The organism is Brevundimonas sp. GW821-FHT10E09, assembly GCF_058809375.1.
Map to the genome: position 1 here is coordinate 119,410 of NZ_JBXASO010000003.1, position 22,017 is coordinate 141,426.

At 67.0% G+C, this 22,017-nt stretch carries 19 protein-coding genes and 1 tRNA gene; 10 read left to right on the top strand and 10 right to left on the bottom strand.

The window, feature by feature from the left end; genetic code table 11:
* Positions 1-60: 60 nt before the first annotated feature.
* Complete coding sequence (locus AC1RSI_RS03980) at positions 61-672, bottom strand: type IV toxin-antitoxin system AbiEi family antitoxin domain-containing protein (RefSeq protein WP_152950467.1); 612 nt, start codon at positions 670-672, stop codon at positions 61-63.
* A 649-nt stretch (positions 673-1,321) separates the two neighbouring features.
* On the opposite strand from AC1RSI_RS03980, the gene AC1RSI_RS03985 reads away from it, so the two are divergent.
* The 4 genes from AC1RSI_RS03985 (at position 1,322) to AC1RSI_RS04000 (ending at position 7,773) form a co-directional block, all read left to right on the top strand.
* Positions 1,322-2,008 carry an AAA family ATPase gene (locus AC1RSI_RS03985; RefSeq protein ID WP_447941507.1) on the top strand — a complete coding sequence of 229 codons (687 nt, stop codon included), beginning with the start codon at positions 1,322-1,324 and terminating at the stop codon, positions 2,006-2,008.
* A gap of 108 nt (positions 2,009-2,116) precedes the next feature.
* Positions 2,117-2,443, top strand: a complete 327-nt coding sequence (locus tag AC1RSI_RS03990) for a hypothetical protein (RefSeq protein ID WP_154725997.1) — start codon at positions 2,117-2,119, stop codon at positions 2,441-2,443.
* Between the two features lie 169 nt (positions 2,444-2,612).
* On the top strand, positions 2,613-4,286 hold the full coding sequence (locus AC1RSI_RS03995) for an MFS transporter (protein ID WP_008262186.1): 1,674 nt from the start codon (positions 2,613-2,615) through the stop codon (positions 4,284-4,286).
* 106 nt (positions 4,287-4,392) lie between these two features.
* Positions 4,393-7,773, top strand: coding sequence for a hybrid sensor histidine kinase/response regulator (locus tag AC1RSI_RS04000; protein ID WP_492322660.1), 3,381 nt, complete (start codon positions 4,393-4,395; stop codon positions 7,771-7,773).
* On the opposite strand, the gene AC1RSI_RS04005 is transcribed toward AC1RSI_RS04000, so the two are convergent.
* The gene (locus tag AC1RSI_RS04005) at positions 7,770-8,381 is read right to left on the bottom strand and encodes a response regulator transcription factor (RefSeq protein WP_008262719.1); all 612 of its coding nucleotides are present in this window, start codon (positions 8,379-8,381) and stop codon (positions 7,770-7,772) included. The genes AC1RSI_RS04000 and AC1RSI_RS04005 overlap by 4 nt on opposite strands.
* 160 nt (positions 8,382-8,541) lie before the next feature.
* On the opposite strand from AC1RSI_RS04005, the gene AC1RSI_RS04010 reads away from it, so the two are divergent.
* The 3 genes from AC1RSI_RS04010 to AC1RSI_RS04020 all read left to right on the top strand — a co-directional run bounded on the left by AC1RSI_RS04010 (position 8,542) and on the right by AC1RSI_RS04020 (position 12,854).
* Entirely contained in the window at positions 8,542-9,891 is a 1,350-nt protein-coding gene (locus AC1RSI_RS04010) for a DcaP family trimeric outer membrane transporter (protein ID WP_154726000.1), read from the top strand.
* 2 nt (positions 9,892-9,893) lie between these two features.
* Positions 9,894-11,846 (top strand): acetate--CoA ligase, encoded by a 1,953-nt coding sequence (gene acs / locus AC1RSI_RS04015; RefSeq protein ID WP_035306845.1) that lies wholly within the window; start codon positions 9,894-9,896, stop codon positions 11,844-11,846.
* A 102-nt stretch (positions 11,847-11,948) separates the two neighbouring features.
* Positions 11,949-12,854 (top strand): SDR family NAD(P)-dependent oxidoreductase, encoded by a 906-nt coding sequence (locus AC1RSI_RS04020; RefSeq protein ID WP_035306848.1) that lies wholly within the window; start codon positions 11,949-11,951, stop codon positions 12,852-12,854.
* A 33-nt stretch (positions 12,855-12,887) separates the two neighbouring features.
* On the opposite strand, the gene AC1RSI_RS04025 is transcribed toward AC1RSI_RS04020, so the two are convergent.
* Both AC1RSI_RS04025 and AC1RSI_RS04030 read right to left on the bottom strand, forming a co-directional pair.
* Positions 12,888-13,646, bottom strand: coding sequence for a chorismate mutase (locus tag AC1RSI_RS04025; protein WP_008261594.1), 759 nt, complete (start codon positions 13,644-13,646; stop codon positions 12,888-12,890).
* Between the two features lie 289 nt (positions 13,647-13,935).
* On the bottom strand, positions 13,936-14,502 hold the full coding sequence (locus AC1RSI_RS04030; protein ID WP_008261806.1) for a prephenate dehydratase domain-containing protein: 567 nt from the start codon (positions 14,500-14,502) through the stop codon (positions 13,936-13,938).
* Positions 14,503-14,704: 202 nt separating this feature from the next.
* On the opposite strand from AC1RSI_RS04030, the gene AC1RSI_RS04035 reads away from it, so the two are divergent.
* Positions 14,705-15,916 carry an FAD-dependent oxidoreductase gene (locus AC1RSI_RS04035; RefSeq protein WP_230307603.1) on the top strand — a complete coding sequence of 404 codons (1,212 nt, stop codon included), beginning with the start codon at positions 14,705-14,707 and terminating at the stop codon, positions 15,914-15,916.
* Here the strand turns inward: AC1RSI_RS04035 and AC1RSI_RS04040 are convergent.
* Both AC1RSI_RS04040 and AC1RSI_RS04045 read right to left on the bottom strand, forming a co-directional pair.
* A complete protein-coding gene (locus AC1RSI_RS04040) occupies positions 15,894-17,264 on the bottom strand; it encodes a class II 3-deoxy-7-phosphoheptulonate synthase (protein WP_154726002.1) in 1,371 nt (456 codons plus the stop codon). The two genes, AC1RSI_RS04035 and AC1RSI_RS04040, sit on opposite strands and share 23 nt — an antisense overlap.
* Positions 17,265-17,330: 66 nt before the next feature.
* On the bottom strand, positions 17,331-17,471 hold the full coding sequence (locus tag AC1RSI_RS04045; protein ID WP_008261426.1) for a hypothetical protein: 141 nt from the start codon (positions 17,469-17,471) through the stop codon (positions 17,331-17,333).
* 377 nt (positions 17,472-17,848) lie between these two features.
* Here AC1RSI_RS04045 and AC1RSI_RS04050 point away from each other — a divergent pair, with 377 nt between their 5' ends.
* Both AC1RSI_RS04050 and AC1RSI_RS04055 read left to right on the top strand, forming a co-directional pair.
* On the top strand, positions 17,849-18,061 hold the full coding sequence (locus AC1RSI_RS04050) for a hypothetical protein (RefSeq protein WP_154726003.1): 213 nt from the start codon (positions 17,849-17,851) through the stop codon (positions 18,059-18,061).
* A gap of 162 nt (positions 18,062-18,223) precedes the next feature.
* On the top strand, positions 18,224-19,441 hold the full coding sequence (locus AC1RSI_RS04055; protein ID WP_154726004.1) for an LL-diaminopimelate aminotransferase: 1,218 nt from the start codon (positions 18,224-18,226) through the stop codon (positions 19,439-19,441).
* A 25-nt stretch (positions 19,442-19,466) separates the two neighbouring features.
* Here the strand turns inward: AC1RSI_RS04055 and AC1RSI_RS04060 are convergent, their stop codons facing one another.
* From AC1RSI_RS04060 to AC1RSI_RS04075, 4 genes are all read right to left on the bottom strand, one after another.
* The gene (locus AC1RSI_RS04060) at positions 19,467-19,679 is read right to left on the bottom strand and encodes a hypothetical protein (protein WP_035306857.1); all 213 of its coding nucleotides are present in this window, start codon (positions 19,677-19,679) and stop codon (positions 19,467-19,469) included.
* A gap of 65 nt (positions 19,680-19,744) precedes the next feature.
* Positions 19,745-19,819 (bottom strand) — tRNA-Val (locus tag AC1RSI_RS04065).
* Between the two features lie 56 nt (positions 19,820-19,875).
* Positions 19,876-21,165 (bottom strand): dicarboxylate/amino acid:cation symporter, encoded by a 1,290-nt coding sequence (locus AC1RSI_RS04070; protein ID WP_447941505.1) that lies wholly within the window; start codon positions 21,163-21,165, stop codon positions 19,876-19,878.
* Positions 21,166-21,266: 101 nt separating this feature from the next.
* Positions 21,267-21,986 carry an HAD-IA family hydrolase gene (locus tag AC1RSI_RS04075; protein ID WP_154726517.1) on the bottom strand — a complete coding sequence of 240 codons (720 nt, stop codon included), beginning with the start codon at positions 21,984-21,986 and terminating at the stop codon, positions 21,267-21,269.
* Positions 21,987-22,017: the final 31 nt, after the last annotated feature.

The window sequence follows — 22,017 nt, forward strand, 5'->3', positions numbered from 1 at the left end:
GTGCCCTAGCGGTCAGCCGATCTCGGACCGAGGCGGCGACATTACGGACCGGTCGGCGGGTCAGCTGAGCGCTTCCAGATAGGGACGGATCACGGTTTGGACCCGGTCGATCTCGGCATATCTCCAGAGCGCGTCGCGCTGGCGACCGTGTGCGCTGTCCTTCATGAAATCCTGAAGCGCCTCAAGGGCGACGTCGAGCCCGACCCTCCGCCGATATTTGAAGCAGTCGACTACGGTCTTGGCGGGGGATGTGATGGGCACGGAGACGCCGTCGATGTCGTGTGTCTCCACGCCCTCCGTCAGCGAGGGGCCGCTGGCTCGAACGATCTTCAGCCGCATGGGCGGATTTACAGGAGTCCACGCCCGCGTGCCGATAAGAAGCCAGACGGCATGAGGGGCCTGGGTGGTCAGTCCGTGAAATCGCAGGGCGGACAGAAGCGCGATCACCCCGTTCGGTACCACGCGCGCCGCTTCGGCCAGGCTGGAGGTCGTGGGCAGAGAAACGTCGTTAGGTCTGTAAAGGCCGCGGCCGACCTGGCTCAGTCGACCATCCTCGACCAGTCGCTTGAGATAGACGCGGGGGACGCCAGCGGTGACGAAATCGCGGGTGCGCGCGACGCCTTGGGCCTGGGCGACGGCGAGGGCGCGTTCGATGTGGGTCATGGTCGCCATGGCGATGTTACATTTCCTATATCTACACGCCCAAAGTGCAAGGATATGTTACTTGCCACAGTCTGAGGCTAGCGTCCACGCGCCCGGCGGGTTGACCTAAATTGAGGCGGCGTGGAGAGGCCGCAAGAACAGGATCCATCACGATCGCTAAAGCCTCCCTCATCGAAAGATGTTAAAAACGGCGGGCTGCCCCAACGCGGCATGATCCCTTCCACGAAGCCCGTATGTGGGGTCGAACAACAATCTCACCACAACATCTTGACGTGGCATTCGACACAGGGCACGAATCGCATCAGAGTGAAGACGCGTTAACGTTCCCTTTGCGTCGCCTGCGACTCGCCTTAACGAGTCCCTGAGCATTGGGTGTTGGCTGTTCCGATTCCCTCAGAATTCAAACGACGACGCGGCCGTCATGCGCGACGGTCTGGTCGGCATCAGACGACGGGGCTGTCCAGTGATCTGAGCGTGAACAAGGTGGGGAGAGGCCGGCCAACTTCGACTTGGCCGTCACTCAGGAGGCCGATCTCTCCCCGATACCGACTCATCCGAGCCAGCGGCGCGATCTTATGCATCGCCGTCGCGCCCACACAACCGTGGCCGCGACACAGCCCTCTCGGATTCTTCCTCCCCGAACCGAAAGGACTGAACCATGAATTCAGGAATCGCCTACCGCTGCCCTCTGCCCGACGTCCAGTTCGAGACCGCATGGGCCGCCATCAAGATCGATCAAGGCGTCAAGGATCGCCTTCTCGCCCAGTCGATGCTGGCCTTGACCGTCCGCCGGTCAGTCCCTTTCGACGCCGCGCCGCTCCATGGTCTGATCGTCCTGGCCGGTGTTCCCGGAACCGGCAAGACGACGTTGGCCCGGGGCCTCGCCACCAAGGTGGCATCGATGCTTCCAGGTCAGAAGGTGACCTTCCTGCAGATCGATCCGCACGGTCTGGCGAGCGCCTCGCTCGGCAAGAGCCAGCAGCAGGTCACCACGCTGTTCACCCAGACCATTCCGGAAGCGGGCATGGGCGGCGTCGCCGTCGTGTTACTGGATGAAGTGGAGACCTTGGCGGCCGATCGGCGCCGGATGAGCCTAGAAGCCAATCCCGTCGATGTGCACCGGGCGACCGACGCCGTGCTCGCCGGACTCGATCTGCTGACGCGGACCCACAAGAATATCCTGCTGATCGCCACGACCAACTATCCACAGGCGGTCGACGCCGCCTTCCTGTCCCGCGCGGACCTGATCGAAACCATCCCGCCTCCGGTCGAGCGTCGCCGGCTCGGCGCGCTGCAGAAGGTGTACCGCGCCACCAAGAGGAACGAGCGGGGCGGCGGCGACTGATCGTCCGTGATCGGTTCCAATCCTCCTCAAGACGGGTTCGGACGAATTATGGCCTTTCCCGCAGCCAATCAGGCTAGTCGAGAGATTCAAACCTGAAAGAGTTCGAAAATGCCCGCGTACACCATCGTAACCACCAGTGCGGTCCAGGGCGGCGACACCGCCGAGGTCAACACGCTGACGGACGACTTCGCCAACGACAGCGAGGCGCTGGGTTATGCGCGTCGGATGGCCGACGAGATGATCGACATGGCCCATCAGCTCCTGCTGGATTTCGATTACAGCAATGTCGGCGTCTATGACGGCGATCTGATCGACGAGGACATCACGCCTGACCACGCATCCCTGATCGGCGTATGGGTGCTCGACGAAGACGGCTCCGCTTGCGTGACCGCAGAAGAATTCCGCGAGGGGGCGACCGAGGTCGAGCCTTCCTGATCGTCACGCCGTCGGACGTCTAAATTTCGCATAATATATCTTAGACGTACATCGGATACGACCAAAGTCTCCCTGACGCTTCCCGCGCGACGATGCCAACGTCCCTGCAATGCGCAGCGTATGGGCGTGAAACGGTCGGAAAGACCTGATAGCTGGGAGGCTAACGCAAATGACGGACAGCGCCATTGGTGCGCCGGTCGATGATGAATATGTGGTCGGCAAGAACGACAAGCTGGTGATCCTGGCGTCGTCGGTCGGCACTGTCATCGAGTGGTATGATTTCTATCTGTACGGGTCGCTCGCCGCGATCATCACCGTGCAGTTCTTCTCCGGCGTGAATGAGACGACCGGCTATATCTTCGCCCTGATGGCCTTCGCCGCCGGTTTCGCGGTGCGGCCGTTCGGCGCGATCGTCTTCGGGCGCCTGGGCGATCTGTGGGGCCGCAAGAACACCTTCCTGGTCACCATGCTGCTGATGGGCCTCTCGACCTTCGTGGTCGGTCTTCTGCCGCCCTACGCCGCCATCGGCATCGCGGCGCCCATCATCCTGGTGCTGATGCGCCTGATCCAGGGCCTGGCCCTGGGCGGCGAGTACGGCGGCGCCGCCACCTATGTCGCCGAGCATGCGCCGCACGGCAAACGCGGCTTCTACACCTCCTTCATCCAGATCACGGCGACCGCCGGCCTGGTGCTCAGCCTGGTGGTCATCCTGGGCGTTCGCGTCGCTGTGGGTGAAGAAGCCTTTGCGGAATGGGGCTGGCGGATTCCGTTCCTGGTCTCGATCCTGCTGCTGGCCGTGTCGCTGTGGATCCGCCTGAAGCTGTCCGAGAGCCCTTCGTTCAAGCGGATGAAGGCCGAGGGCAAGGGCTCCAAGACCCCGCTGAAGGACTCGTTCGGCAAATGGCCCAATCTGAAGCTGGTGCTGATCGCCCTGCTGGGCCTGACCGCCGGCCAGGCCGTGATCTGGTACACGGGCCAGTTCTACGCCCTGTTCTTCCTGGAACGGGTGATGAAGCTGGACGCCACCCTGGTCTATGTGATGCTGACCATCGCTCTGGTCGCGGCCTCGCCCTTCTTCATCTTCTGGGGCTGGCTATCGGACAAGGTGGGGCGCAAGCCGGTCATCCTGGCCGGGTGCCTGATCGCCGCCCTCACCTATTTCCCGCTGTTCAACGCCCTGACCCAGGCCGCCAATCCGCGCCTGGCCGCCGCCGCCGCCTCGGCGCCGGTCGTGGTCTATGCTGATCCGGCGGACTGCAACGTCCAGTTCGACCCCATCGGCAAGACGGTGTTCAACCAGTCCTGCGACGTGGCCAAGTCGCATCTGGCCAAGGCCGGCGTCACCTACACCAATGTCGCGGCGCCTGCCGGGACGGTGGCCGAGGTTCGCATCGGTGATCAGTCGGTCGTCCAGAGCTTCCGCGGCGACGCCATGACCCCGGCGGACTTCGCGGCTCAGAAGAAGACCTGGGACAAGGGCCTGAGCGAGGCCCTGACCGCCGCCGGCTATCCGGCCAAGGCGGACAGCGCCCTGGTCAACAAGCCGATGGTGGTGCTGATCCTGTTCATCCTCGGCTTCTATGTGACCATGGTCTACGGACCGATCGCGGCCGCCCTGGTCGAGATGTTCCCGACCAATATCCGCTACACCTCCATGTCCCTGCCCTATCATATCGGCAACGGCTGGTTCGGCGGCTTCCTGCCGACGACGGCCTTCGCCATCGTGGCGGCGACCGGAAACATCTACTCCGGCCTCTGGTATCCGATCATCGTGGCGCTGGCGACGGTCGTGCTGGGCTTCCTGCTGGTCAAGGAAGGCAAGGACGTCGATCTGAACGCCTGATCCTGCTTTCGGGCGTGATGAGGGGCGGGCTGTCTTCGGACAGCCCGCCCTTTCATTTGCCTGTCCGCCCTTGTGAAACCCACCCTGCACGGTTCACATCCCGCTCATGTTCAGCCTGGTGATCCTCGGCCTCGTGGCCGGCTATATGGCGATCCTGTTCGCCGTCGCCTGGTGGCAGGAGCGGCCTGCGGCGCAGGCGCGGGGCCGCGCGCTCGCGCCCTGGGTCTACGCCCTGTCGCTGGCCATCTACTGCACGTCCTGGACCTATTATGGGGCGGTCGGCACCGCTGCCCGCGATGGGTGGGAGTATCTGCCCATCTATATCGGACCCGTGATCGGTCTGACCCTGCTCTTCCCCCTATGGCGACGCATAGCCGCCGCCGCCCGGCGCGAGAACGTGGGGTCGATGGCGGACTTCGTGGCGTCACGCTACGGCAAGAGCCAGACCTTGGGCGCCGCAGTCACCATCGTGGCCATCCTGGGCTCCCTGCCCTATATCGCGCTGCAGCTGAAATCCCTGTCGATGGCCGGCGCCCTGCTGACCGCGGGCACGCCGGTGGCGGGGGGAGAACGGCTGACTGTTCTGGCGCTGGCCGGGGTTCTGGCGGGGTTCGCCATCCTGTTCGGCGCCCGACGCCCGGACCTGACCGAACATAATCGCGGTCTGATCCAGGCCATCGGCCTGGAATCCCTGGTCAAGCTGGGCGCCCTGCTGTTCGTGGCGATCTTCGCCCTGATCCTGCTGATCCACGACGGATCGAGCCCGCGTATCGTCGAGGGGCTGGGCGCCCTCGCCTCGCCGCCCGAGATCACGCCGCGCTTCACGGCCATCACCCTAGTCTCGACCCTGGCCATCTTCTGCCTGCCGCGCCAGTTCCACGTCGCCTTCGTCGAGGGCGCCCAGCCGGCGGACGTGAAGAAGGCCCGCTGGATCTTTCCGATCTATCTTCTTCTGACCAGCCTGGCCGTCCTGCCCCTAGTCGCGGCGGGGGCCCTGTTCGCGCCGGCGGCGAACCCCGATCTTCTGGTGCTGGCCCTGCCGTTCGGGCGGGGTGAGTCCTGGTTGACGGCCATCGTGTTTGTCGGCGGCTTCTCTGCCGCCACGGCCATGGTGATCGTCGAGGCCGTGGCCCTGTCGGCCATGGTCTCCAACAGTCTGATCCTGCCCTTCCTGGCCCGTGACCGATGGCGGGTCAGAGGCGACTCGTCGGACATGGCCGGCACGATCCTGCAGGTGCGGCGCGGCGCCATCGTCGCCGTGCTTCTGCTGGCCTGGCTTTATTATCAGGCGACGGACCAGTCTCGCGGGCTGGCCGCCATGGGTCTGGTGTCCTTCGCCGCCATGGCCCAGTTGGCGCCGTCCCTGTTCGGGGCTGTGCTGTGGCGCGGCGGGCATGCCCATGGCGCTCTGGCGGGCATGAGCGTCGGGGTTTTCGTGTGGATCGTCATGCTGGCCCTGCCCCAGCTGGCGCCCGGCGCCCCCTGGCATCTGCATGTCATGATGGGGGTGAAGGATCCGCTGGCTCTGGGCGTCTTCGTCAGCCTGGGGCTGAACCTCGTCGCCTATGTCGGGGTGTCGCGTTTCGCCCAGCCGCGTCTGATTGATCGGGTGCAGGCGCGGGCCTTCGTGGATCGGCTGGGGCCGGACTGGCTGGAGTCGAAGCCATCGCCGTCCGGCGCCTCGGTCGGCGACCTGCGCGCCTTGGTCGCGCGCTTCATCGGCGACGAGCGGGCCGAACGGGCCTTCGCCGCCTGGAGCGCGGAGACCGACATCCGGCTTCGCGACGCCGACCCGGCCGACGCCGCCCTCGCCCGGGCCGCCGAACGGATGCTGGCCGGCGCCATCGGCGCGGCCTCGGCGCGGCGGGTCATCGCCGCCGCCCTGGCGGGCGGCGGTCGTGCGCCAGAGGATGTCGTGCGGATGCTGGACGAGGCCTCCCAGGCCGTGCAGTTCAGCCGCGACCTGCTGCAGACCACCCTGGACAATATCGACCAGGGCGTGATTGTGGTGGACGAAGATCTACGTGTAACCGCTTGGAATCGCCGTTATGTCGAGATGTTCGGCCTGCCCGTTGGCTTCGTCCATGTCGGCCTGTCGATCGCCAGCATCTATCGGCTGAACGCCGAGCGCGGCGAGAGCCCGGACGATATCGAGGCCTGGGTGGAGCGCCGACTGGAGGCCCTGAGCCGGCGTATCCCGCACGACCACGAACGGCGCCAGCCCGACGGCCGGGTCTTGCGGTCCTCCGGCGCCCCCATCCCCGGCGGCGGCTATGTCACCAGCTACACCGACATCACCGCCCTGCGCCGGGCCGCCCGTCAGCTGGAAGAAGCCAACGAACGTCTGGAAGCCCGCGTGGCCGACCGCACCGCCCGTCTGGACGAAGCCCGGCGCGTGGCGGAGGACGCGACGGCGTCCAAGACCCGTTTCCTGGCCGCCGCCAGTCATGACCTGCTGCAGCCCCTGCACGCCGCGCGCCTGTTCATCGCCGCCCTGAAGGAGGAGCCGGCGGTTTCCGGCCCCGGGGCCGAACCGACCAGCCGCACCCTGGCCGTCAACGCCGACCGCGCCATCGACAGCGCCCACCGCCTGCTGACCGCTCTGCTGAACCTGTCCAAGCTGGAGGCCGGCGGGGTCAAGGCGGCCGTGACCCGCCTGTCGCTGGACGGTCTGTTCGACGAACTGAGACGCGAATATGCGCCGGTGGCCGAGGCCAAGGGACTGGTTCTGACCCTTGTGCCCAGCCGCCTGTGGGTCTCGTCCGACCGGGATCTGCTGCGGTCCATGCTGCAGAACCTGATCGCCAACGCCATCCGCTATACGGACGCCGGTCGGGTGCTGGTCGGGGCGAGGCGGAGCGGCGACGCCGTGCGGCTGCTGGTCTGCGACACCGGACGCGGCATCCCCGATGCGGAACAGGAGATGGTGTTCGGCGAGTTCGTGCGCCTGCCCGGCGCCCCTGTCGACGAGCCGGGCGCCGGACTGGGTCTGGCTATCGTGCGCCGCTTGTCCAGCCTGCTGGACCATCCGCTGGAGCTGAACTCCCGCTTCGGGCGCGGCACCATCTTCCGCATCACTGTGCCGCGCAGCCCGCCGGATCGGGTCGTCGAGACCGCGCCCACGCATGAGGTCCGCCTGCCCCTGGCCGGTCTGCGCGTCCTGTGCGTGGACAACGAGCCGGTGATCCTGGACGCGCTGAACGCCCTGCTGACCCGCTGGGGCGCGCGCCCCACCCTGGTCTCTGGGGTCGAGGCGGCCATGGCCGCGCAAGGACCGTTCGACGCCGCCGTCGTCGATCTGCACCTGGGCGACGGGCCGGACGGATTCGCCGTCATCGACTGGCTGCGGCCGCTCGGGGTGCGCCGGATCGCCCTGGTCACGGCCGACACCCGGGACGGGCTGAACGAAAAGGCCGCCGCCGCCGGGGCCGTGCTGCTGCCCAAGCCGATCAAGCCAGCGACCCTGAAGGCCTTCCTGTCGAGCTAGGAGGGGTCCATCTGTTTGGCCAGGATCACCGCCTGGGTGCGGTTATGGACCCCCAGTTTGCGGAAGACGCTGGTCAGATGCGCCTTGATCGTGGCCTCGGACACGCCGAGGTCGAAGGCGATCTGCTTGTTCAGGCGGCCGGCCTTCAGGCCTTCGAGGATACGCAACTGCGACGGCGTCAGGCTGGCGACCCGCGCCGGCAGGTCGTCGTCCGCGACGTCCGGCGTCTCCGGCGCCCAGCCGTCGCCGGCCAGGATGGCGGCGATGGCCTCGACCATCTCCGGAAGACTTGCCGACTTGGGAATGAAGCCGGCGGCGCCCAGACCCAGGGCGTGGCGCACGACCGTGGCGTCTTCACTGGCCGAGACCACGGCGACCGGCACGGTCGGATGTTCGGCGCGGATGGCGGCCAGACCCGCCATGCCCTCGCTGTCCGACAGTTTCAGGTCCAGCAGCAGCAGATCGACCCCCCCGATGTTCAGGGCGGTTCGGGCTTCGGCCAGACTGGCGCATTCGTCGATCCGCACCCCTGGCGCGGCCTTGTCGACGGCCGAACGCAGCGCGGCGCGAAACAGCGGGTGATCGTCGGCGACGACGATACGATCCATAAGGCGTCCTTCCCTTGCACGGCATGCTTGTCGGCCGCGTCGTCGACAGCATGGCGTGGTTCGACTTTGGTCGAAACTAGACCAATGGCTAATGGCCGCCTACGGCCCAAAAGGAAAGGTTCACGCAGGACGCCCGCATCAGATGGGCGCGGGAGGAACCATGATGATCAAGTCCAGTCTTCTGGGCGGGTGCGTGGCTGCGGCCATGATTCTCGCGCCCGGCGCCGCCTTCGCCCAGGACGCCCAGGCCGCGCTCGAAGCCCGTATCGCCCAGCTCGAAGCCGAGTTGAACAGCCTCAAGTCCGAAGTCGTCGCCGCCCGCACCCAGCAGGCGGCGCAGCAGCAGGACATCATCCGGCTGGAGACCCGTCCTGCCCCCCCGCCCCCGGTCCAGCAGGCGGCCGCGCCCAGCGACGGCTTCCGCATCGGCGACCACACGGTGAAGTTCGGCGGCTTCGTCAAGGTCGACGCCTCGGCCTCGAACTATTCCGGCGGCGATCCGGCCAACGGCGACGCCCTGCGCGAATTCCACATTCCCGGCTCCATTCCCATCGGCGGCGCCGACGAGGATACGGCGACCGACTTCAACGCCCGCCAGACCCGCTTCTGGCTGACGACGGACGGTCTGGTCGGCGGCCACAAGGTCGGCACCCGGCTGGAGATGGACTTCCAGACCCTGCCCGGCACGGCGGACCAGCGCACCACCAGCCCGGCCAACCCGGCCCTGCGCCGCGCCTTCGTCACCATCGACAACTGGCTGATCGGCCAAGAGTGGACCAATTTCCAGAACACCGCCGTCCTGCCGGAATCCGCCGACTTCATCGGCGCGGCAGAGGGCACGGTCTTCGCCCGCCAGGTTCAGGTGCGATACACGCGCGGACCCTTCTCGATCTCGGTCGAGAACCCCGAGACGACCGTCACCCCGTTCACCGGCGGAGCACGGATCATCGCCGACGACAGCAGTCTTCCGGACTTCACCGCCCGCTACGCCGTGGCGCGGCCGTGGGGGGATCTGCAGTTCGCCGGTCTGTTGCGTCAGCTGAAATATCAGAACCCGGCGACGGACATCGATTCCACTGCCACGGGCTGGGGCCTGTCCGCCTCGACCAAGATCAAGGTCGGGGCCAAGGATGACCTCCGACTGATGGTGACGGGCGGCGAAGGCATCGGCCGTTATGTGGGGCTGAACTTCTCCAACGACGCTGTGCTGGACGCCTCGGGCGAACTGGATGCGATCGGCGTCGTCGCCGGCTTCGCCGCCTATCGTCACGTCTGGGCGCCCGGCTGGCGCTCCAGCCTGATCTGGTCGGCCCAGAAGGTGGACAACGACACCAGCGTGACCGGTCTGGCCGTCAACCGGTCCGCCCAGAGCATCCACGCCAACTTGATCTGGTCGCCCGTTACGGCGTTTGATGTGGGGGCCGAGCTGATGTTCGCTGATCGCGAAATCGAATCCGGCGCGAGCGGCGACATGACCCGACTGATCCTGTTCGCCAAATACGGATTCTGAAAATGCTGGAGACGTCTCGCGTGCCCGATTCCGAACTCTACCCCGTCCCCGCAGACTTCGCCGCCCGTGCCCACATGGACCGGCAGGCCTATGAGGCGGCGCGGGTTGCGGCGCGCGAGACGCCCCAAGCCTTCTGGTCCGAGCAGGCCCAGCGCCTCGACTGGATCAAGGCGCCGACCAAGATCAAGGACGTCTCCTTCAAGAAGGAAGATTTCCGCATCCGCTGGTTCGAGGACGGCGTCCTGAACGTCGCCACCAACTGCATCGACCGCCACCTGCCCCATCGCCAGGACGAGACGGCCATCATCTGGGAAGGCGACGATCCGGCGGACAGCCAGCACATCACCTATGGCCGGCTGCACGACGAAGTCTGCCGCATGGCCAATGTGCTGAAGGCGCATGGCGCCAGGAAGGGCGACCGGATCACCATCTATATGCCGATGATCCCCGAGGCCGCCTACGCCATGCTGGCCTGCGCCCGCATCGGGGCGGTCCATTCCGTGGTCTTCGGCGGCTTTTCACCCGACAGCCTGTGCGGCCGGATCGAGGACTGCGGCTCCACCCTGGTCATCACCGCCGACGAGGGCGTGCGGGGCGGCAAGATCGTGCCGCTGAAGGCCAATGTCGATGCGGCCCTGGAGAAGGTGAAGGTCGACACCGTCCTGGTGATCCGTCGCACCGGCGCCGACGTGCCGATGATCGAGGGCCGCGACGTGGACTACGCCGTCGAGGCCGCCAAGGCCGCGACCGAATGCCCGCCCGAGCCGATGAACGCGGAAGATCCGTTGTTTATCCTCTACACCTCAGGCTCCACTGGAAAGCCGAAAGGCGTTCTTCACACGACGGGCGGCTACCTGTTCTGGGCCGCCTGGACCCATGAGCTGACCTTCGACTATCGTCCCGGCGAGGTCTTCTGGTGCACCGCCGACGTGGGCTGGGTCACGGGCCACTCGTATCTGGTCTATGGGCCGCTGGCGAATGCGGCGACCACCCTGATGTTCGAAGGCGTGCCAAACTACCCCGACGCCAGCCGTTTCTGGCAGGTGGTGGACAAGCACAAGGTCGAGGCCTTCTACACCGCCCCCACGGCCCTGCGCGCCCTGATGCGCGAAGGCGACGCGCCCGTGAAGGCGACCTCGCGCAAGTCGCTGCGGGTGCTCGGCACGGTCGGCGAACCGATCAATCCCGAGGCCTGGCGCTGGTATCACGAGGTGGTCGGAGACGGCCGCTGCCCCGTCGTGGACACCTGGTGGCAGACCGAGACCGGCGGGCATCTGATCACCCCCCTGCCCGGCGCTACCGACCTGAAGCCCGGCTCGGCCACCCTGCCCCTGCCTGGCGTCGAACTGCAGATCGTCGATGCGGAGGGCCAGGAACTGGTCGGCGCCGTCTCGGGCAATCTGTGCATCACCGACAGCTGGCCGGGCCAGATGCGCACCGTCTATGGCGACGACCAGCGCTTCTTCGACACCTATTTCTCGACCTACCCGGGGCGGTATTTCACCGGCGACGGCTGCCGCCGGGATCAGGACGGCTATTACTGGATCACCGGCCGGGTCGACGACGTCATCAATGTCTCGGGCCACCGGATGGGCACGGCCGAGATCGAGAGCGCCCTGGTGCTGCACGACGATGTCGCCGAGGCGGCCGTGGTCGGCTATCCCCACGACATCAAGGGCCAGGGCATCTACGCCTATGTCACCCTGAACAAGGGGGTCGAGGCGACCGAGGATCTGCGCAAGGCCCTGGGGGCCCATGTCCGCCGCGAGATCGGTCCGATCGCCACGCCCGACGTGATCCAGTGGGCCCCCGGCCTCCCCAAGACCCGGTCGGGCAAGATCATGCGCCGCATCCTGCGCAAGATCGCCGAGAACGAGATCGGGGCGCTGGGCGACATCTCGACCCTGGCCGATCCGTCCGTCGTCGAGGATCTGGTCCAGAACCGCGCGGGCTGAGCACGCCGGCCGGGCTTGTGCGCCGCCTCCAGTCTCGTCAAAACCGGACCAAGGGGCCGGCCCTGGAGCCGAACGCCTCAGGCCTTGGGTGGAGACGACGAGATGACGATCCGATTTGACGGCCAGGTGGCCATTGTGACGGGCGCGGGCGGCGGTCTGGGGCGAGAACACGCCCTGGCCTTGGCGGCGCGCGGGGCCAAGATAGTGGTCAATGATCTGGGCGGCGCCCGCGACGGTTCGGGCGGTTCGGCCACCGCCGCCGAGGCCGTGGTCGCCGAGATCGAGGCGGCCGGCGGCGAGGCGATCGCCAATGCCGCCTCGGTGACCGACTTCGCCGCCGTTCAGGCCATGGTCGAGGCGGCCATGGCCAAATGGGGCCGGGTCGACCTGCTGGTGAACAACGCCGGGGTGCTGCGGGACAAGAGTTTCGCGAAGATGGAGCTGGAGGATTTCCGCTTCGTCGTCGACGTCCATCTGATGGGAGCGGTCAACTGCACCAAGGCGGTGTGGGAGATCATGCGGGCTCAGAATTACGGCCGGATCGTCATGACGACCTCGTCGTCCGGCCTGTACGGCAATTTCGGCCAGTCGAACTATGGCGCGGCCAAGATGGCGCTGGTCGGACTGATGCAGACCCTGTCGATCGAGGGGGCCAAGAACGACATCCGCGTCAACTGCCTGGCGCCCACGGCCCATACGCGCATGACCGAAGACCTGGGCGCCGCCCTGCCCCTTGAGGCCCTGGGGCCGGAGCTGGTGACGCCGGGCCTGCTGTATCTACTGAGCCGGGACGCGCCCAGCCGCTGTATCCTGGCGGCGGGCGCCGGCGGGTTCGAGCGCGCCTATGTCACCCTGACCGAGGGCGTCCACATCACCGGCGAGGATGCGCCGGAACAGGTGGCGGCCCGGTTCGACGCCATCTCCGACCGGTCGAAAGAGATCGTGCCGGAGATGGGCGCCGCCCAGGGGATGATCGAACTGACCAAGGCCCAGAAGGCGCACACTTAGGCGCACGCCTCCTGAGCGCTCTAGTCGGCGCGGTCAGCCGATCGCGCCGACGCAGCCTTCCGCCTCGCCGGGCGTCAGTTCCGCCTCGGTCAGGGCGATGGTCCAGCCGTGGTGGGTGTTCAGACCCCAGCGACGCGCGCCGCCGCCGTCACCCGCATCACCGCCGGCGGTGACGACGACGCGGCGGCCCCTTGGGAGCGCCGGCGGGTCGATCTTGCCCACGGCCAGAGACGTCGGCGTCTCGCCGCCGTAACCGTCGAAGACGCTCAGCATCGACCATTCCCGACGCAGACCCATCCACCAGGCGTCCTCGGTGTTGATGGCCAGGACGGCGACACCGTGCCCCTCGGCGGCGAAGGCCAGGGCCTTTTGCGGGTCGCGGACCATCTTGATGTCGGCGGCGGCGCCGAAACGCAGGCGGGCGCCGTCATAGGCGCGGGTCGGCTCGATGGGCGCCCAGACCTGGACCTGGAGCCGCCCCTGGCGCGCCAGGCCCCAGCCGATGATTTCGCGCCACAGGTGTTCGACGGCTTCGGCGTTCTCGGGCTGGGCCTTGGACAGCATGCGCGACAGAACGGTCTGTTCGCGGTCGGGGCGCAGCTTGGTGTGGGGGCCGGTGGGGGCGTCCTTGGCGCGGCCGACGGTGGCGGCGACGGCGAGGCGTTGTTCGAACAAGGCCAGGATCTGATCGTCGATGGCGTCGATCTCGGCGCGCAGCGCGGCCAGGGCCTGTTGTTCGGGGGTCAGTTCGACCACGTCAGGCCACACTTGCTGGACGTTGGAATTGGGCATGGGTTCGGGCTTTCGGCAAAGGGGGATTTCGATGTGCAGGGGCGGACAGCCGCTCTGGTCCAGAGCGGTCGCCGGCGAGACAGTCAGGGACGAAGAGCGCCCGACGCCTCAGCCGGCGTATCGAAAGCCGTAAAATCCGTAGCCGAAATAGAGGCCGGAAACCGCGCGCGAACGGTCGAAGGAAACAGAAAGAACGCGCTGGCGGGACATGGGTCCGGGTCCGGTTATGCGGATCGATTGCGATCCGTGCGGCCTTAAAGCACGCAAAGACCGTGCGCCGTCAAGCCCTTCAGACGCCCAGAAGGACGAAACGCGTCCGGTTGTCGCTGGAATCCTGAAGATCGTTGCGCAGGATCGACAGGCCATAGACCTCCGCCGCGCCCACCGGCGCTACGGCCGCCTGGGTCGGATCGCCGGCCTCGGCGACGTCGCGGGCGGCGCCGGCGGTGTCGAAATGCTCGACCACGTTCAGCCTCATGCCCTTCAGCGTCTGTTCGCACTGGGCAAGGGCGATGGGATGGCTGAGCACCCGTTTCAGATCGGCGATCCGGGCGCCCTCAAGGCCCATCAACGCATGACGGATCGGCCGCCAGGCCTCCGCCACCACGGGAAGACCGGATTCACGCACCAGGGTCGCCGCCGGTTCGACCACGCCGATGGACGAGTTCTCGACCGGGATCAGGGCGCAGTCGCAGTCCCCGGTCTTCAGCGCCTCAATGGCCGCTGCAAAGGTCTCGAAGGGCACGGCCACGTCCCAAGGCCGCAGGGCCGTGCAGGCCTCGTGGCTGAACGCCCCCGGCGCGCCCTGGTAGGCGACCCGGCCGGGCTTGTCGTCTTGGTGCGCAGGCGTATCCATATTCGTTACGTCCGGGATCGTCCCCGAACGCCTTTCCTTGTCGTTGGCCGCTGATCAGACGGAACATCCTTGTCCGCGCCATGGCCGTATCCGAGCGTATCTGCGGCGCCGCCCCTGTTCCCACAAGCCGAATATGGCGCCGGCCGGCTATCGAACCGGCTATGGGCGCGCTAGCCTTGCTGTTCCCGATCCTGGAGGCTTCATGTCCGTCGTCGCCCACTCCAGCCGTCGCGCCGTACTGACCGGCCTGGCGGGGTCCGTCGCGGGCTGCGCCGCGACGCCGCCTGTCCCGCTCGCGGCCGGCTTCGCCCCCCGCCGGATCGCCCCGATCCTGATGGAGCCCGAGCGGATCATCCGCATCACCGTCTGCACCCGCCCCTTCCGCCCCGCCGGCCCGCGTCTGGACGTGGAGACGGTCGGCGAGAGCAGGGTGGTTCACAACTACGGCCACGGCGGCAGCGGCTGGTCCCTGTCCTGGGGCTCCAGCGCCATAGCAGCGCGCAAGGCCATGGCCCTGGCCGAGGTCGCCGGCGGTCCGCCCGTCGTCGCGGTGATCGGCAGCGGCGCCCTGGGTCTGACCTCGGCGCTCCAGCTTCAGCGGATGGGCGCGCGGGTGACCATCTATGCCCGTGAACGCGCCGCCTTCACCCGGTCGATGCGCGCCACGGGCAGTTGGACGCCGGACAGCCGCATCGCCGACGCCGACCGCGTCTCGACCGAATTCCCGGCGCTGTGGGAGCAGATGGCGCGCGAGACCTATGCGACCCACCAGACCTATCTGGGAACAGAGGGCGACCCGGTCGTCTTCAGCGACCGCTACATGCTGTCCGGCGGCGCGGCCCTGCCCCGTTCGCCCGAACCGCCGCCGATCCGCACCGGCCCCGGCATAAAGCCGATCCGATTCGCCGAATACAGGCTGGACGGGCTGGCGCCGCGATCCATCCCCCTCCCCGCCTCGGCCTCGCCCTTTCCGGTCGGGGAGACGCGGATGGTCAGCGCCATGCAGTTCAACGTCGCCGAACTGGCGCACAGGTTGGAGACCGAGTTTCTGAGCCAGGGCGGGCAGATCGAGACCCGCACCTTCAACACGCCGGCGGATCTGACGACCCTGCCCGAGAAGATCGTGATCAACTGCACCGGCTATGGCGCAAAAGCCCTGTTCGAGGACAAGGATCTGATCCCGGTGCGCGGTCAGATCGCCTGGCTCGCGCCCCAGCCCGAGGCGAACTACGGCCTGCATTTCCGGGGCGTGACCGTGCTGTCGAGACCGGACGGGATCGTGGTTCAGGCCACGCGCAACGACATGAACGGCGTCGGCGTCGACGACGAGACGCCGGACCGGGCCGAGGCGAACGCGACCATCGGCCTCGTCGCCCCGCTGTTCCCGTCGATCAGGCGGCTTCCGAGCGGCTGATCCGGCCCGACTTCAACCGTTCAGCCACCAGGAAGGCCAGCTCCAGCGCCTGGTCGGCGTTCAGGCGCGGGTCGCAGTGGGTGTGATAGCGGTTGGACAGGTCGTCCTCGGTCACGGCCTGGGCCCCGCCGATGCATTCGGTGACGTTCTGGCCGGTCATCTCCAGATGGACGCCGCCGGGGTGGACGCCCTCGGCCTCCGCAACATCAATAAAGGTCCGCACCTCGCCCAGGATCCGGTCGAACGGCCGGGTCTTGTAGCCGTTGCCGGCCTTCAGCGTATTGCCGTGCATCGGGTCGATGGACCAGATCACCTTGCGGCCCGAGGCCTTCACTTCGCGCATCAGCTTGGGCAGGCGCTCGCCGACCTTGTCGTGACCGAAACGGCCGATCAGGGTCAGGCGGCCCGACACATTATCCGGGTTCAGGGCGTCGATCAGCGGCAACAGGTCGTCGGCCGTCATCGTCGGTCCGCACTTCACGCCGATGGGGTTCTTGATCCCCTTCATGAACTCGACATGGGCGCCGTCCAGCTGGCGGGTGCGCTCGCCGATCCACAGCATGTGGGCCGAGGTGTCGAACCATTCGCCCGAACCGCCGTCCAGCCGCGTCAGGGCGCTCTCGACGTTGAGCAGCAGGGCCTCGTGGCTGGTGAAGACCTCGACCCGGCTCAGGTCCGGATGGCTCTCGGGCGTGACACCGACCGCCTCCATGAAGGCCAGGGCCTCGGTGATCTTGTCGGCCAGTTCGCGATACTGGGCGCCCGCGGCGTTGTCGCCCGCGAAGCCCAGGGTCCAGCGATGGATGTTGTACAGATCGGCGTAACCGCCGCCGGCGAAGGCGCGCAGCAGGTTCAGGGTCGAGGCCGACTGGTTGTAGGCGCGGATCAACCGTTGCGGATCAGGCGCGCGCTCTTCCGGCGTGAAGCCCATGCCGTTGATGATGTCGCCGCGATAGCTGGGCAGTTCGACGCCGTCGATCTCTTCCAGCGGCGACGAGCGCGGCTTGGCGAACTGACCCGCGATCCGGCCGACCTTCACCACCGGCTTGCGTCCGGCGAAGGTCAGGACGACCGCCATCTGCAGGATCAGGCGGAAGGTGTCGCGGATATTGTCGGTCGAGAACTCCTTGAAGCTCTCGGCGCAGTCGCCGCCCTGGAGCAGGAAGGCCTCGCCCCGCTCGACCTGGGCCAGTTTTGACGTCAGGCGGCGCGCCTCGCCCGCGAAGACGAGCGGCGGCAGGGCGCGCAACTCGTCCTCGACGGCGGCGAGGGCTTTGGGATCTGGATAGTCCGCCGGCATGTGCAGGGCGGTCTTGGTTCTCCAGCTTTCGGGGGTCCAGCGTGTCATTGGGCAAGAATAGGGCTTTGCGGCCGCTCAAACAACGAAAACACGAATGGATTTTGCCGTTGAGCCTCAGTCTTCGGCGGGCGGCGCCTTTTCCGCCGCATCCGCCGCCTTGCGTTCGGCCTTGGCGGCCGCCTTTTCAGCCGCCTTTATGGCCGCCGCGCGCTCACGTTCCTGCCGTTCGAAACTGTAGTTGGGCTTGCGGGCCATGGGCGTCCTCGTATGGTCGATAGTCTGGCCCCAAACTGACGGCCCGCCACGCGGGACGCAATCGCCAAATCGCTCCGTCCGCTGACGTGAGCCTACAGAAGGCGCTCCTTGCGGGTCAGAAACTTGGCCAGGCGGTGCAGCACGATCAGAATCTCGGCGAAGATTGTCATACGGTCTGAACGCCTCGTGCGCCTTGATGTTCATCCGCCGACCCATCGGTCGCACCCTCTCGTCGATCTGCCCCGCGCCTTGGATGCCCGCGCCCGATGGAGGTAGCGGGGCGTGAATTTTCGACGACATCGACCGAACGACTCTGGCGCTCGCCCTCGCCTCGCCCATCTGTGATCGGGGGCGAGTCGACAGACCAGAGGTGCGATATGAGGCCCTATGACCTGACCCTGGACGAGATGCTGGCCGACCCCATGGTGCGGCAGTTGATGGATCGCGACGGCGTGGCTGAAGCCCAGGTGCGGCGTCTGTCCGAGCATGTACGCCGGCGTCGCGGTCCGGGGCTTGGCCCGACGGCAGGCTCCGGCTTCGCCGTTCGTTACGACGTCGTCGCTCCGGAGCCACAGAACTTCGCCGACTGACCGGCCAGACCGCACGGTTCATGCCGGAGACGGCGCCCTCCGGCGCCGGATCAGATGTTTTTGGCGTAAAAACCGTGGAAACGGACGATCTTTCGGTATCGCAGCGTCGCCATTGATGGCATCGCTGACGCCCTCTTTTCCTGCCCCCCTGCGAAGTTCGACATGTCCGAAGAATTCTACCGCATGAAACGCCTGCCTCCGTATGTGATCGCGGAGACCAACGCCATGCGCGCCACCGCCCGCGCGGCAGGCGAGGACGTCATCGACCTGGGCATGGGCAATCCCGATCTGCCGCCGCCGCCGCACGTGATCGACAAGCTGTGCGAAGTGGCGCGCAAGCCCGACGCCCACGGCTATTCGGCGTCGCGCGGCATTCCCGGCCTGCGTCGCGCCCAGGCCAACTACTACGCCCGCCGTTTCGGCGTGGACCTGGATCCCGACGCCGAGGTGATCGTCACCATGGGCTCCAAGGAAGGTCTGGCCAGTCTGGCGACGGCTATCACCGAACCCGGCGACGTCGTCCTGGCGCCCAACCCCTCCTACCCGATCCACACCTTTGGCTTCATCATCGCCGGGGCGGCGATCCGCAGCGTGCCGACCACGCCGGACGAGCGCTATTTCGAAAGCCTCGAACGGGCCATGGCCTACACCGTGCCGCGCCCCAAGGTGCTGGTGATGAACTATCCGTCCAATCCGACGGCGGAAACGGTCGATCTGGCCTTCTATGAACGGGTCGTCGCCTTCGCCAAGGCCAACGACCTGTGGATCATCAGCGACCTGGCCTATTCCGAGCTCTATTATGACGGCAAGCCGACCGTCTCGATCCTGCAAGTGCCGGGCGCCAAGGATGTGGCCGTCGAATTCACCTCGCTGAGCAAGACCTACAGCATGGCCGGCTGGCGGATCGGCTTCGCGGTCGGCAATCCCAGACTGATCGCCGCCATGGCGCGGGTGAAATCCTATCTCGACTATGGCGCCTATACGCCCATCCAGGCGGCGGCTGTCGCCGCCCTGAACGGGCCGCAGGACATCGTCGAGCAGAACCGCGCCCTGTATCACCGTCGCCGTGACGTGCTGGTCGACAGCTTCGGCCGCGCCGGCTGGGAGATCCCCAAGCCCGCCGCCTCCATGTTCGCCTGGGCGCCCCTGCCCCCGGCCCTGGCCCATCTGGGCAGTCTGGAGTTTTCCAAGCAACTGTTGACCCACGCCAAGGTCGCGGTCGCTGCGGGGGTCGGCTACGGCGAAAACGGCGAGGGTTTCGTCCGCATCGCCCTGGTCGAGAACGAGCAGCGCATCCGTCAGGCCGGGCGCAACATCAAGACCTATCTGAAGTCCATGGGCGTCAACGTGCCCCCCGGCCGGGACGTGCCCGACGTCTGATTCTCCCAATTGGTTTGGGAGCCGGCTACGGCCGGCTTCGGACTTCCCAGTCCAGCGTCCAGCGGTTGGCGCCGGCCCGCTTCAGCTCGCTGACGGCGGCAGGCACCTGCCGGTCCAGCCCATCCAGCAGGGCCACGCCCTGGCTGACCGAGGCGACGGTGGCGTTGGTCTGCCAGAAGGGGCCGCCCAGGCCTCTCAGCGAGAAACGGATGTGGACGGTGTCATTGACCTGGGGCATCGGCGTTTCCATCGGCGGCTGCGCGCGGCGACGCGGCTATCGGGAACGGGCGGGAACGGAGAAGATGGTGGATGCGACAGGGATTGAACCTGTGACCCCCTCGGTGTGAACGAGGTGCTCTCCCGCTGAGCTACGCATCCATGCCTTGCGGAGGCGGCGACATAGCCCGGTCGCCCGCCCCGCGCAAGCGTCCGTTTCAGATTCCTGCGGCCCGGACCGCCTCGGGCGTCTCCGCCTCCGGATCGCCGGGCAGCCAGGCGACGTGACCGTTGTAGATGCCTTCGTCCAGAATGCCTTCTTCCTTGGCCACCAGCACCGGGACCAGCATCTGGCCGGTGACGTTGGTCGCCGTGCGCATCATGTCGATGATCCGGTCGATGGCGACGATATAGCCGATGCCTTCCAGCGGCAGACCCGCCGTGGACAGGGTCAGGGTCAGCATGACGATGGAGGTTCCCGGCACCCCCGCCGTGCCCAATGAGCCCAGCACCGCGGTCAGACCGATCAGGATGTATTGGGTCAGGGTCAGGTCGATCTGGAAATACTGGGCGATGAAGATCGAGGCGATGGCCGGATAGATGGCCCCGCACCCGTCCATCTTCACATTGGCGCCCAGGGGCACGGCGAAGGCCGCATAGGCCTGGGGCACGCCCAGACGCTCGACCGTCTGGCGCAGGGTGATGGGCAAGGTGCCCAGCGAGGACGAGGTGGCGAACGCCGTCTGCTGGGCCGCGAAGGCGCCGCGGAAGAAGCTGGTGACTTTCAGCCCGTGCACTTTCAGCAGGCCTGAATAGACCACCAGGATATGGAACAGGCAGGCCGCATAGATGGCGACGATGAACTTCAGCAGCGGCAGCAGGGCCTCCCAGCCATAGCCGCCGACGACCGAGCCGATCAGACCGAACACGCCGATGGGCGTCAGCTGGATCACCCAGCGGGTGATGCGGAAGATGACCGCGGCGCCTTCGTCCACCAGGCGCCGCACCCCCTGGGCCCGGTCGCCCAGCGCCACCAGGGCCACCCCGACCAGGGCCGAGAAGAAGATGATCTGCAGCACCTTGCCCTCGGCCAGGGCCGCGAACGGATTGGTCGGCACCACCCCGATCAGCACCTCCAGCGGGGTCGGGATCACCCGGTCCTTGACCTCGCCCAGCGGCAGGTTGGCCAGGCCCACGCCCGGATTGATGATATGGCCGAAGGCGAAACCGACCAGCACGGCCAGCAGCGAGGTGATGGCGAACCAGACGATGGTCCGCACCCCCAGCCGCACCGCCCCGGCCCCCTCCCCAAGCTTGGCGATGGAGCTGGCGATGGTGAACAGCACCAGGGGCGCCACCACCATCCGGATCAGGTTCAGATAGACGTCGCCGATGGGCTGCAGCCAGACCTCGGCCCGTTCGCGCAGGATCAGCCCCGCGACAACGCCCAAGGCCAAGCCGGCGAAGGTGCGTTGCCACAAGGGTATTCTGAAGAAACGAGCGAACATGGAGGCGCTTTCGACAAGGGGTGCGCCAAACTGGTCATCGCGCCGACTATCCGCAACCGCGCGAGTGCGGGTTCAGACCCCAGATTTACTGTCCGGCGCCCTCAGAATTTCAGCGCTCTCATCACGTAGAAGTCGGACAGGACGCCGTCGATCGCCTCCTCGACCTCCTCGAAGGCGTCAATCAGGACGTCGCCGCCCAGGGTTTCGACCGGAACCGGCGTGTAGCCGAAGGTCGTCAGAATACAGGGCATGCCTGCGTCCCGCGCCGCCTCGGCGTCCGGCGCCGCGTCTCCGACCATGATGGCCCGCTCGGGGTCGCCGCCGCCCTTGACCACGGCCTCCTTCAGATGGGCGCCTGCGGGCTTTCGCGCGCTGACCCGATCCGGCCCGACGATGGCGGCGAAATGCCGGGTCAGGCCCAGCTTCTCGAGCAGAAGCTCTGACAGGTCCGACCGCTTGTTGGTCGCCACCACCAGGATCGCCCCGCGTTCGCTCAGCCGCTCCAGCGTCTCGACCACCCCCTCGAACGGCTGCGAACCGTCGGCGATGTGGGCGGTGTAATCGACCAGAAACCGCTCGAACAGCTCGTCCGATTGCGCCCGTTCGACCGATGCCCCGGCCGCCTCGAACCCATGAACCAGCAGCGCCCGCGCGCCCGAACCGATCAGGGTCGAGGCGGCTTCCATCGGCACGGGCGGCAACCCTTCCTCGACCAGCAGCCGGTTCAGGGTTCCGGTCAGGTCCGGCGCGGAATCGACCAGGGTCCCGTCCAGGTCGAAGACAATGGTCCAGCCTTCCAGGTCGCGATCGGTCATCCACATCTCCCGCTGGCCCGCATGATGGGTTAGATCG

Bases quoted from the DNA above. Each gene is read 5' to 3' on its own strand.
- AC1RSI_RS04045 (WP_008261426.1), bottom strand. From the start codon at position 17,471: ATGGCCCGCAAGCCCAACTACAGTTTCGAACGGCAGGAACGTGAGCGC.
- AC1RSI_RS03980 (WP_152950467.1), bottom strand. From the start codon at position 672: ATGGCGACCATGACCCACATCGAACGCGCCCTCGCCGTCGCCCAGGCC.
- AC1RSI_RS03990 (WP_154725997.1), top strand. From the start codon at position 2,117: ATGCCCGCGTACACCATCGTAACCACCAGTGCGGTCCAGGGCGGCGAC.
- AC1RSI_RS03985 (WP_447941507.1), top strand. From the start codon at position 1,322: ATGAATTCAGGAATCGCCTACCGCTGCCCTCTGCCCGACGTCCAGTTC.
- AC1RSI_RS04030 (WP_008261806.1), bottom strand. From the start codon at position 14,502: ATGGATACGCCTGCGCACCAAGACGACAAGCCCGGCCGGGTCGCCTAC.
- AC1RSI_RS03995 (WP_008262186.1), top strand. From the start codon at position 2,613: ATGACGGACAGCGCCATTGGTGCGCCGGTCGATGATGAATATGTGGTC.
- AC1RSI_RS04050 (WP_154726003.1), top strand. From the start codon at position 17,849: ATGAGGCCCTATGACCTGACCCTGGACGAGATGCTGGCCGACCCCATG.
- AC1RSI_RS04035 (WP_230307603.1), top strand. From the start codon at position 14,705: ATGTCCGTCGTCGCCCACTCCAGCCGTCGCGCCGTACTGACCGGCCTG.
- acs (WP_035306845.1), top strand. From the start codon at position 9,894: ATGCTGGAGACGTCTCGCGTGCCCGATTCCGAACTCTACCCCGTCCCC.
- AC1RSI_RS04060 (WP_035306857.1), bottom strand. From the start codon at position 19,679: ATGCCCCAGGTCAATGACACCGTCCACATCCGTTTCTCGCTGAGAGGC.
- AC1RSI_RS04025 (WP_008261594.1), bottom strand. From the start codon at position 13,646: ATGCCCAATTCCAACGTCCAGCAAGTGTGGCCTGACGTGGTCGAACTG.
- AC1RSI_RS04070 (WP_447941505.1), bottom strand. From the start codon at position 21,165: ATGTTCGCTCGTTTCTTCAGAATACCCTTGTGGCAACGCACCTTCGCC.
- AC1RSI_RS04020 (WP_035306848.1), top strand. From the start codon at position 11,949: ATGACGATCCGATTTGACGGCCAGGTGGCCATTGTGACGGGCGCGGGC.
- AC1RSI_RS04000 (WP_492322660.1), top strand. From the start codon at position 4,393: ATGTTCAGCCTGGTGATCCTCGGCCTCGTGGCCGGCTATATGGCGATC.
- AC1RSI_RS04040 (WP_154726002.1), bottom strand. From the start codon at position 17,264: ATGACACGCTGGACCCCCGAAAGCTGGAGAACCAAGACCGCCCTGCAC.
- AC1RSI_RS04010 (WP_154726000.1), top strand. From the start codon at position 8,542: ATGATGATCAAGTCCAGTCTTCTGGGCGGGTGCGTGGCTGCGGCCATG.
- AC1RSI_RS04075 (WP_154726517.1), bottom strand. From the start codon at position 21,986: ATGTGGATGACCGATCGCGACCTGGAAGGCTGGACCATTGTCTTCGAC.
- AC1RSI_RS04055 (WP_154726004.1), top strand. From the start codon at position 18,224: ATGTCCGAAGAATTCTACCGCATGAAACGCCTGCCTCCGTATGTGATC.
- AC1RSI_RS04005 (WP_008262719.1), bottom strand. From the start codon at position 8,381: ATGGATCGTATCGTCGTCGCCGACGATCACCCGCTGTTTCGCGCCGCG.